At 73.4% G+C, this 10,838-nt stretch carries 6 protein-coding genes; 3 read left to right on the forward strand and 3 right to left on the reverse strand.

Annotated elements, in window-relative coordinates; translation table 11 throughout:
* Positions 1–3 precede the first annotated feature (3 nt).
* From Z164_RS0116940 to Z164_RS0116950, 3 genes are all read left to right on the forward strand, one after another.
* The gene (locus tag Z164_RS0116940; RefSeq protein WP_024891867.1) at positions 4–1,485 is read left to right on the forward strand and encodes an FAD-dependent oxidoreductase; all 1,482 of its coding nucleotides are present in this window, start codon (positions 4–6) and stop codon (positions 1,483–1,485) included.
* Positions 1,486–1,641: 156 nt separating this feature from the next.
* The gene (locus tag Z164_RS0116945; RefSeq protein WP_052338500.1) at positions 1,642–2,388 is read left to right on the forward strand and encodes a DUF4124 domain-containing protein; all 747 of its coding nucleotides are present in this window, start codon (positions 1,642–1,644) and stop codon (positions 2,386–2,388) included.
* Complete coding sequence (locus Z164_RS0116950; protein WP_043690597.1) at positions 2,385–3,002, forward strand: DUF4124 domain-containing protein; 618 nt, start codon at positions 2,385–2,387, stop codon at positions 3,000–3,002. Before Z164_RS0116945 ends, Z164_RS0116950 begins: the two co-directional genes overlap by 4 nt.
* Before the next feature lie 105 nt (positions 3,003–3,107).
* Here Z164_RS0116950 and Z164_RS0116955 read toward each other — a convergent pair whose 3' ends face one another.
* The 3 genes from Z164_RS0116955 to Z164_RS0116965 all read right to left on the reverse strand — a co-directional run.
* Positions 3,108–4,580, reverse strand: coding sequence for a DUF11 domain-containing protein (locus Z164_RS0116955; RefSeq protein ID WP_024891870.1), 1,473 nt, complete (start codon positions 4,578–4,580; stop codon positions 3,108–3,110).
* Positions 4,581–4,591: 11 nt separating this feature from the next.
* Positions 4,592–8,269 (reverse strand): TonB-dependent receptor, encoded by a 3,678-nt coding sequence (locus Z164_RS0116960; protein ID WP_152540995.1) that lies wholly within the window; start codon positions 8,267–8,269, stop codon positions 4,592–4,594.
* A 28-nt stretch (positions 8,270–8,297) separates the two neighbouring features.
* A partial coding sequence (locus Z164_RS0116965; protein WP_024891872.1) for an OmpA family protein occupies positions 8,298–10,838 on the reverse strand: 2,541 nt, incomplete at its 5' end.

Here is a 10,838-nt window from a genome sequence, read left to right on the forward strand (position 1 = left end):
CCCATGAACAAGCGCAACGTCTTCCGCTTCCTCGACGAGCCGCGCGAGATGCCGCGGCGGATCCCGCTCGCGCTGCGCACCGCCGGCGACTGGAACGAACTCTACGGGCGCTTCGACCCGGGCGAGGCGGCGCTGCAGGCCGGCCGCTGCCTGGACTGCGGCAACCCGTACTGCGAGGCCAAGTGCCCGGTACACAACTACATCCCCAACTGGCTGCGGCTGGTGGAGGAGGGCCGCCTGCTGGAGGCCGCGGCGCTGTGCCACGAGACCAACCCGCTGCCGGAGATGTGCGGCCGCGTGTGCCCGCAGGACCGCCTGTGCGAGGGCGCCTGCACCCTCAACGACGGCTTCGGCGCGGTGACCATCGGCGCGGTCGAGAAGTACATCGTCGACACCGCCTTCGCCCAGGGCTGGCGCCCGGACCTGTCGAAGGTGGTGGCCACCGGCAAGCGCGTGGCCGTGGTCGGCGCGGGGCCCGCCGGGCTCGCCTGCGCCGAGCGCCTGGCGCGCCACGGCATCGAGGCGGTGGTGTTCGACCGCTACGAGCAGATCGGCGGCCTGCTGCACTTCGGCATCCCCAGCTTCAAGCTCGACAAGTCGGTGATCGCCACCCGCCGCGAGGTGCTGGAGGGCATGGGCGTGCGCTTCCGCCTGGGCGTGGAGGTGGGCCGCGACGTCGGCCTCGACGCGCTGCTGGACGAGCACGACGCGGTGTTCCTCGGCCTGGGCGCCTATCGCTACACCGACGGCGGCCTGCCCGGCCAGGACCTCGACGGCGTGCTGCCGGCGCTGCCGTTCCTGGTGCAGAACGGCCGCGTGGTCACCGGCCTGCAGCCCGAGGGGCGGCCGATCGCCGGCTGGGAGGACCGCGTCGCCGTGCCGGACCTGCGCGGCAAGCGGGTGGTGGTGCTGGGCGGCGGCGACACCGGCATGGACTGCGTGCGCTCGGCGATCCGCCTGGGCGCCGCCGAGGTGAGCTGCGTGTACCGCCGCGACGAGGCCAACATGCCCGGTTCCGCGCGCGAGGTCGCCAATGCCCGCGAGGAAGGGGTGAGCTTCCTGTTCAACCGCCAGCCGCTGGCGGTGGAGGCCGGCGCCGACGGGCGCGTGGCCGGCGTGCGCGTGGTCGAGACCCGGCTGGGCGCGCCCGACGCGCACGGCCGCAGCCGCCCGGAGCCGGTGGCCGGCAGCGAATCGACGGTGGCCGCGGACGTGGTCGTCATCGCCTTCGGCTTCTCGCCGGAAGCCCCCGACTGGCTGCGCGCGCACGGCGTCGAGACCGCCGCCAACGGCCGCATCCTGGCCGGCGGCGAGGGCCGCCTGCCCTACCAGACCGCGCACCCGCGGCTGTTCGCCGGCGGCGATGCCGTGCGCGGCGCGGACCTCGTGGTCACCGCCGTGCAGGAGGGCCGCGACGCCGCCGCCGCCATCGCCCGCCTGCTGCGCGCCGACCAGCCGCGGCGGGCCGCGCTCGACGCGGCATAGGGGCCCGGACCGCGGAAACCGTCCGGGCGGCGCGAGCCGTTCGCCCCGGGCGTCTCTGCCGCGCCCGGCGCCCGGCGCGCGTCCGCCGGCCGCCGCGCCTGAACGTCCGGGCCTGGGGAGGTTTTCCCGTGGCGCCGGCTCGCGCATGATGCCGGCATGCCCGACGTCCGCCCGATACGCGTCTGCGCGCTGCTCGCCCTGGCGACGGCCCTGCCGCTGCGCGCCGCCGACGAGGTGACGCTGTACCGCTGTACCGACGCGCACGGCCGGGTCACCCTGCAGGACGCCCCCTGCACCGGTGGCGCCCGCCAGCAGACGCGGGTCATGCAGCGCCCGCAGGATCCGCCGCCGCGCCCGCCCCCCCCGCCCGTCCCGGCCCCGCCCGCGCAGGTCGTCGAGCCTGCCCAGGTGGCGGTCTTGCGCGCGCCGCAGCCGATGTACGAATGCGTGACCCCGGAGGGCGAGCGCTATCTGAGCGACGACGGCGAGGGCAATCCGCGCTTCGTGCCGCTGTGGACGCTGGGCGGGCACGACGCGCGCGGCCCGCGGCCGGCCCGGCCCGGACAGCGCGGCGCGACCCGCCCGCCGGCCACGGGCCTGAGCACGGTGCCGATCAACAACATCAGCATTCCCTCGCCGCGCAACCTGCCGCAGGCGCCGCCGCCGCCGCCGGTCCGCCCGCGCCCGCCGCACCCCGATGGGGCCTACTACGGCGGCGGCGGCACCTGGATCCGCGACGCGTGCACGCGGCTGCCGCAGGCGGAGGTGTGTTCGCGGCTGCGCGACCAGCGCGAGACCCTGCGCCGCCGCTTCTTCAATGCGCAGGAGAGCGAACGCAGCCGCCTGCGCGTGGAGGAACGCACGCTCAACGCGCGGCTGGCGGAGGATTGCGGGATTCGATGAAGGCGCGATGGGGCATCGCCGGTGCGCTCGCGGCCGCGGCGCTCGCCGCAGGCGCCGGCGAGCGCGTGATCTACCGTTGCACCGACGCCCGCGGCGCGGTGACCCTGCAGAACCTGGCGCCCTGCCCCGCCGGCCAGCGCCAGCAGATCATCCAGGTCGAGGTGCCGCCGCCCCTGCCCACCTTCGTGCCGGCGCCCACGCCGGCCCCGCCCGCGGAACCGGCGGCGGCGGCGGAGGCGCCGGCCGTCGCCGGCGACGCCGAGCGCCCGGAACCGCCCGCCGAGCCCGAGCCGCCGCCTGCGCTCTACCAGTGCATGCGCTGGGACGGCGAGCGCTATCTCACCGAGGACGCGGTGCCGGCCACCCGCTGCCGCCCGCTGGCCACGGTCGGCATCGGCGGCCTGCCGGGACTCGGCGCCGGCCAGGCCTGCGAGCAGGTCGAGGACGTCTGCGAAGCGGTACCCGAAGAGGCGCTGTGCCGCGCCTGGGAGAACCGCATGCGCGAGGCGGAGTTCCGTTGGCGGGTGGCGCCCGCCGCGCCCGGCGCGCACGAACGCCAGGCCGCGTACGAGGCGCTGGCGCGGACCTATCGCGGCAGCGCCTGCGCGCGGTAGGCGCGCGTCGAGCCGGAGCGCGTCATGCGCTCTGGAGCGCGCCGCCCGCGCCCGGCCCGCCGCGAGGCCAGGCGTGCGCAGACGCGCGAACGCGGCCGATCCCGCTCAGTCCGCGGTGCAGGTGTAGCCGAAGGTGACGCTCGCGCCGGCGGGCAGCGCGCCGAGCACGACGCCGTTCAACAGGTCCTGCATGGTCAGCGCTGCCGCCGGGCAGGCCGATGGCGATGCGGAGCTGCTGCACGTCACCGGGCTGGCGGCCGGGCAGGTCAGGCCGGCGCCCGGGGCGTCCGTCACCGTGGCGCCGGTCGCCGCCGACGGCCCGTCGTTGGTGACCACGAGGGTGTACTCGACGTCGTCGCCGCTGGCCACGTTGTCCGCGGCGACCTGCTTGTCGATGCGCAGGTCGACCAGGCGCGCGGCGTTCGCGATGCTGCAGACGATCTGGTCGTCGCCGCCGCTGGTGGCGACGCTCCAGATCCGGTCGCCGGGCGCGCCGACCTGGGTCGGCACGAACGGAGCGCCGTTGTTGCTGCACTCGATCTTGGTGTCGTAGGCGGCGAGCGAGGAAACGCTGCCGGCCGCCATCGCTTCGCGCAGGTAGTAGGTCGTATTGGCCGCGGCGGGGAACGCGCCGGTGCTGGCCGCCTGGCCGGTGCCGCTGCCCGCGGTGACCGCCGCCCGCACCGTGCCGCCTGTCGGCGACGTGCCGATCTCGATGACGAACTGGTCGCTGGGATCCACGCGCTCGGTGCCGAGCACCTTGTTCAACACCAGCGCCCGGCCCTGTCCGGTGATCGAGCCGTTGCAGTCCGCGGCGCTGACCGGCTGCGACGGATCCCGGAACGCCGAGGCCGGCACGATCTCGGTCGTGCCGTTGGGCAGCGTCCAGCGCAGCCTGCTGTGGTTGACGCCGTTCTGGTTGGTCCAGTACACGCGGATCAGCGCGCAACTGCTCGGGCTGGCCGCATTGAAGGTGCCGACCGTCGCGAAGGTCTGGTCATTGCTCGTGTACTCGGCCAGCGCGCCCACCGGAATGTCGTAGGAGGCGTTGCGGTAGTTGGTGTTGGTGTAGTCGGTGGACAGTTCCACCACGAGGTTGTCGTCGTGGGCGGCCTGAAGCGTGTAGGTGCCCGCCAGCGGGAACGAGATCAGCGAGTACATCACCCGCCCCTGCGCCTGGTAACGGCAGGCGGTGCTGGTCGTCCAGTTCGGAAGCGTGCTGTTGCACAACGCGGGTTCGTCCGGGGCCTGCGGCGCCTGGCGGAAATCGATGTTGGGGCTGCTGCCGGTCCGCGCCGCGTTGGCCGGGTCCGCGGTCAGGGCCCGGAACAGCGGCATGGCGATGTTGTTCGGGAAGTTGTCGAACTTCGGCGCGCCGGGCGTTCCGATGTAGTTGGCGTCCGAAGGGACGTTGTCCTGCCCGCGATAGTCCTCCCACAGCACGTTCTGCGCCGCGGCCAGGCCGGGCGCCAGCGCGCAGAGCAGCAGCAGCGCCGGGCGCGACGCGCGGCGGGCCGTCCATGCCGGCGGCGCCGCGCCGAAGCGGGTCTTCGGCGTCGTTGTCTCGATCTTTCTCATCGCTCTCGATCTCAGTAGGAGCCCACGAAGTTGACGAACCATCCGCGGTGGTCGTAGTCGAAGTCGGTCAGGTCGTCGCTGAAGTCGGTGAAGTTGTAGCCGGCGCCGATGCGGAAATTGCGGCCGATGTCGCGGTCCACGCCGGCCATCCAGCCCTGCCGCGTGCCGCCGTCCTTCACGTCCAGCCAGCGGTACTCGGCCATCGCGTGCCAGCGCTGCACCAGCTCGTAGCGCACCTGGCCCGCGGCGAAGGTCGTGGCCGAGTCGAACCACGCCCCGGTGCCGCGGCCGAAGCGCACGTCGCCCTCGCGCCGCGCCAGCTTGCCGGCGAACTCCCAGTGATGGTCCAGCCGGTACACGCCCTCGAACGACAGCACCTGGGTCCGCTGGTCGTAGTCCGCCCCGCCCACCTGCCCCAGCGTGGCCAGGTCGTACAGGTGGGTGTAGCGCCCGAACAGGCCCCAGCGGGCGCTGTTCCACGGGCGGTAGGCGAAGCCGACGTTGCCTTCGATGAACTTCGCGCTCGCCGCCGGGTTCAGGTCGTCCTGGGTGTCGGCGTAGTTGAAGCGCGCGGCGATCCGCCAGCTCTCGTTGAGCTTGTGGGTCAGGCGGTGGGTGGTGACCCACTGGGTGACCCGCTCGGCGCCGCTGTCCTCGCGCCACTCCAGCTTGCTCTGCCAGCTGGTGACGGCCGAGGTGCGGCCGCCGCTGAGGCTGATCGCGCGCCGGTCCACCTGGCCGCCGGCGCTGTTGGTCAGCTCGCCGTCGCTCAGGGTGAAGCCGAGGTTCCAGCCCTGGGCCGGATAGAAGTCCATGCCGTAGGTGTGCGCCAGCCCGCTCTCGCGGCGGCTCTTGAGGAACTGGCTTTCGTTGAACAGGTTGACCTGGTTCGACAGCCGCCAGCGCTGGCCCAGCGTCCAGCCGTTCTGCGCGTTCGGGTTGAACAGCGGGTCGTAGTCGCTGCGGTCGGTCGAGTAGGTGTAGGCGCCGTAGAAACTGTGCTGCGGCGACAGCCGGTACTCGGCGTCCACCCGCGCGGCGTCGCCGCGATCGCCCGTGGTCAGCTCGGCGCCCACCGTGGACAGGTTGGCGAAGTTGTAGCGCCCGCCCAGGGTGTAGGCGTCGTTGTCCTCGTAGCGGCCGCTGTCGTCGTCCAGGGTCAGCTGCGCGATGCCGTACAGGTCCAGCGCGGTGCCGATGCGGCGCGTGTAGCGCAGCGCACCCAGCAGCCCGGCGGCGTCCAGCGAGCCGCGGCGCTCCTCCACCCGGCGCAGCTCGAAGGCCAGCGCGTCGACCTCGCCGATCCGCCATTCGACGTTCGCCTGCGCCTGGGTCAGCGCATCGTCGTCGCGCTCGGCGCGGCTGTAGCGCGCGTACACCCCCACGTTGGGCGTGAACTGGCCCAGCACCTCGGCGCCGTATTCCTCGATGTCGGCGCCGGTGTCGAAGCGCGAGATCGAGTAGCCGGCATCCACCTGCCGCCACCACGCGCCCGCGCTCCACGGCTGCGCCGCCCAGCCCAGTTCCTGGAAGTTCGCCCGCGCCTCCACCGCCGTGGCCTCGCCCTCGCGCGGGCCCGCCGGGTTGATCCGGGTGAAGCTCAGGCCGCCGTTGTCGGAGAAGAACACCGGCGCGCTGGTGGCCTCCGTCCGGCTGTGCTCCAGCTTCAGGTACGTGCCCTTGCCCGCCTGCAGGGTGACGTCGGCCGACATCAGCGAGTAGTCCTCGCCGGCGCGGTTCTCGTCCACGTAGGTCAGCCCCACCCCCACGTGGTCGCCGAACCAGTGCCTGCCGCGCACGCCCGCCGCGATCTCGTCGGCGTCGAAGTCGTTCGGCACCCACTCGTAGTCCACCAGCAGCCGCTGCTCGTAGCCGTCCAGCGGCGTGTCGCGCGTCAGCGTGGGCATGTTCTGGCGGGTGATCTGCGCCAGCGCCCGCGTCAGCAGGATCCGGCCCTGCAGCTCGTCGATCTCGTAGTCGGCACCGCGCAGCAGCTCCACTCGCTGCTCGACGCGGCCGGTGGTGCGGTCGCGCACCTCCAGCACCACCTGCTCCGAGCCCGGCAGCAGGTCGGTGTGGCGCAGGTAGTACAGGCTGCCGCCGGTGCCGATGAACTCGCTGTGGCCCGGCGCGGTCTGCGCCTCGGAGGCGAACGCGCGCAGCTGCGTGGCCGGGTCGCCCCACGCATTGGCCCCGCGCGAACGCCAGTTCAGCGCCGCGCCGTACAGCGAGCGCACGTACTGGCCGTACTCGGTCCCGGTCAGCCCGGTGTCGAAGTTGCCCCACAGCGCCTCGTTCTTGTCCCATTCGGCGCGCAGGTAGAAGCGGCCCATGGTGTCGACGTCGCGCCAGGTGTTGGAGTCGTCGCCGTAGGTCGGGTAGTACAGGTCCGGGTCGAGGCGCCGGAACACGTCCTGCGGGTCGGCCGAGGTGAAGCCGTCGAACAGGTCCTCCAGCGGCCGGTTCTGGGTGTCGGCCTGGGCGGTGATCAGGTACTTGCCCTGCGTCTTCGCCTTCAGGTAGAACGCCAGCCGGCCGTCGCTGAGGATGTCGTCCTCGCGCCCGGCCAGCGCCAGCGAGCGGCCGGGGCCGCTGGCCTTGTTCTGGTACACCGTCACGTCCGCCAGGCCCACGCCGAAGAAGTAGCGCCCGCTCACCTCCACGTCGAGCGCGCGCCGCAGCGGCCGGGTGCCCTCCGGCCCGTCCAGCTCGAGCTCGAAGCGGTGGCGGCCGATCGGCATCAGGTACTCGGCGACGAACTTGCGCTCCAGATCGACCGGGTAGCTCTCGCCGTTGATGCGCAGGCCATAGCCTTCCGGCAGGTTGCGGCCCTGCACCCGCACCCGCGAGCCGTAGATCGGGATGTTCTGCTGGCGCAGGCCGTTCTCGGCGAACACGTCGTCGAGCAGGGCCTGGGTCTGCGCCTGCTCGGCGCCGAGCGGCGCGCCCAGCGAGCGCTCGAGGCTGTCGCGCAGGTACTGCGAGCCGCGCTCGGCCTCGTCGGGCCGCACCAGCTGCAGCTTGCGCGGCGCGGTCTCGTCGAAGTTGCCGGCCGCGTCGTAGGCGCGCAGCACGTACACCAGCTCGTCGCCGGCGCGGAAGCGGATGTCGGCCGGCAGTGCGCCGTCCCACTCGCTCTGCGACACCGCCTCGACCGGCAGCGCCAGCCGCGCCACCGGGTCGATCAGGTCGCCGTCGTTGCCGCGGTAGAGCGCGAGCTCGTAGCGATCGACGAAGGCGACGTAGTTGCTGCGCACGAAGAACTTGACCGGCTCGACGATGCGCCCCCCGTCGAAGGCCACCATCGTCGGCGCCGACACGGTCAGTTCCGGGGCGCCCAGGCTGGGATCCTCGGTGGCCCAGACCACGCCGCCGCCGGGCAGCTGCACCGAAAACCCGCCGCGCACGTCCGCGCGGCCGGGCGCGTCCAGCGCCACCGTCGCCCGGCGATCGGGCTGCAGCGCCTGCGAGGAGGAGCGCTCGCTGGTGCCGGTGGTGACGGGCTGGTCGTAGCTGCGGGTACGCACGCGGAACAGCAATTCGCCGTCGGCGCTGCAGGCGCCGTCGTCGCAGTCCATCGCCGCGTCGGCGGCCGCGGCCCCCTCCGACGACGGCGCCTGCGCCAGGGCGGCGGAACTCATGCCCGCCAGGATGCCGAGCAGGGCGGTGTCGAGCAGTGTCTTCTTCATGATCCGGTTCTTGTCCATGACGCCCCCCTTACTCGCGTTCCGTACCGACGGGGACCGTCGGATCGCCGCTGGACTCCACGCGCACCCTGTCTCTCGTTTCTGCGCTCAGCCTGGCCGCCAGCGCCTGCTGCACCGCCTTGGCGCGGCGCAGGCCCAGCTCGGCGTTGTAGGCGTGCGAACCGCGCACGTCGGTATGGCCGACCACCGACACCACGCCGCCGCCCAGCGCCTCCAGCCGCCGCGCCACCGCATCGAGCAGACCCTCGAACTCGGGCCGGATCTCGGCGCGATCGGTATCGAACAGCACCGTGCCCAGCAGCGCGCCGCCGGCGTCCACGCCCGCGACCAGGGTGTGCGGATCGTCCACGCGGGTGCGCAGCACCACGCTCAGGCCCGCCCGGGACTCCGTTCCCAGCCGCGCCAGCAGCGCATCGCGCACGGCGTTGGCGCGGTCGTAGGCCAGCGCCCGGGTCTCGCCGTCGGCCTCGATCGCCACCTCGCCGCCGCCGTAGCGCTCCACCTGCTCGGCCATGCGTTCGATCGCAGGCAGGTACGCCTCGCGGATCACCGCGCTGTCCGGCGCGAAGATCACCTCGCCCAGCTCCAGCTCCACCCGCTGCTCGCCGCCCGGGATCTCCTCCACCGGCAGCCGCACGCCGAAATCGAACCGCACCGGCAGACCCGGCGTCACCCGCCGCACCAGCGGGTTGGCGGTCGTGAACTCCGCCCCCGCCGGCAACGTCGCCGGGTCCACCTTCAGGATGAAGTTGCGCCCGTGGTGCCATTCGCCGCCGTGCACGTCCGCCAGGTGATAGCGCCCGTACTGGTCGGTCTCGATCAGCAGGCCCTCCACCGAGGCGATCCGCACGCCGGGTATGCCGCGCTCGTCGATGCCATGGTTGTCGATGACGTAGGCCACCTCGAAGCCGCCTTCCACCGCCGCCACGCTGCGCGTCACCACCGGCTCGGCCGCATTGAGCCCCTTCGCCGCCTCGCCCTCGCGTTCCACCCGCGTCGAACCGTCGGCCGCCATCCGCACGCGCACGCCCTGCGCGCTGGTCAGCACGAAATCGTCCGTGAACTCGAGCGTGCGCAGCCGCTGACGGATCGTCACCCGGTGCGCGTCCACCGGATCGGCCACCGACTGCCGCGCGGCGATCGCGCCCACCTCGATCCCGTGCAGCAGCGGCGCGCTGGCGTCGGCCACCGGCTGCGGGCCGTCGCCGCGGTCGAGCGTCGTCGAGCCCGCCACATAGGCGCCCGGCGCGAAACCGCCCTGCACCCGCACCCCGCTCAGGTCCGCGCGGTCCTGCCAGCCGTCGCCGTCGCGGTCGTCGAACACCGTGCCGAAGATCAGGCTGTCGTCGAGCAGCGGATCCGTCTCCAGCGTCACCTGCGCGCTCGCCACGTTGGACACCCGCTCGCCCGCCTCGTCCACCGCGACCGCCTCGTTGACGTGCACGCCCGGGCGCACGCCCGCGCCCACCCGCAGCAGGTAGACGATGGTCGCCTGCTCGCCGGCGGCGATGTCCAGGCCGCCGATCCGCAGCGGATGCCGCCCTTCCAGGGTGAACGCACCGTCGCGGTCGGCCACCGCCATCGACCCTTCCACGTAGCCGAAGCCCGCCGGCGGCGTGTCGATCACGGTGCCGTCGGTCACGTTCACCGCCCCCACGTTCTCCACCGTCAGCGTGTAGCGCACCAGGTCGCCGATCGAGACGTTGCGCGAGCCCACCGTCTTGACGATCCGCAGCTCGGCCTCGTCGGCCACCTCGTGGCGGGTGCGGCACTGCGTGCACTCCGGCTCCGGGCCGCCGCCCTCGCCCACGTACGCGCCCAGCACCACGTTCTCCACCGCACCGGCCGCATCGGCCGTCACCACCGCCGGGTAGACGAAGGTGTACGCGCCCGGCACCGCGCCGGCGGGCAGCACGCAGGTCACCCCGTCGCCATCGCCGGCGCAGCCCGCCGGCAGCGCGCCCACCGCCAGGCCCGGCCCGGGCGTGTCGGTCAGCCGCACGTCGGCGAGCGTGGCCGAGTTCTCCACCGTCACCGTCAGCGTGTACTCGATGCTGTCGCCGACCCGCACTTCCTGCCCGTCGCCGGGCGCGGCGTGCTTGGCGATCGTCACCCGCGGCGCGGCCAGCGGATGCTCGGTGCTGCACGCCGCGCACTCCGGCGGCGTGCCGCCTTCGCCGGTCCCGCCGCTGGCGGCCACCACGTTGCCGACCGCACCGGTCGCGTCCGGGTTCACCGTCGCGGTGTAGGTCAGCGCGTAGGTGCCCGGCAGCGTGCCCGCCGGCAGCGTGCAGCTCAGCGCACCGGTGCAGGCGAACGCACCGGCATCGGTCACCTCGCCGAAGCTCAGCCCCGCGCCCAGCGTGTCGGTCAGGGTCAGCGCGTCGAGCGTGGCCGAATTCGAGACCGTCGCCGTCAGCGTGTAGACGAGCGTGTCGCCCGCGCGCACTTCCGCGCCGTTGCCCGGATCGGCGGTCTTCGATACGGCGATCGCGGGCGCGACCACCTCGTGCTGGGTCTCGCACGCGGCGCAGACCGGATCCGGGTCGTT

The sequence above is a fragment of the Luteimonas huabeiensis HB2 genome, assembly GCF_000559025.1.
Taxonomy (GTDB): domain Bacteria; phylum Pseudomonadota; class Gammaproteobacteria; order Xanthomonadales; family Xanthomonadaceae; genus Luteimonas; species Luteimonas huabeiensis.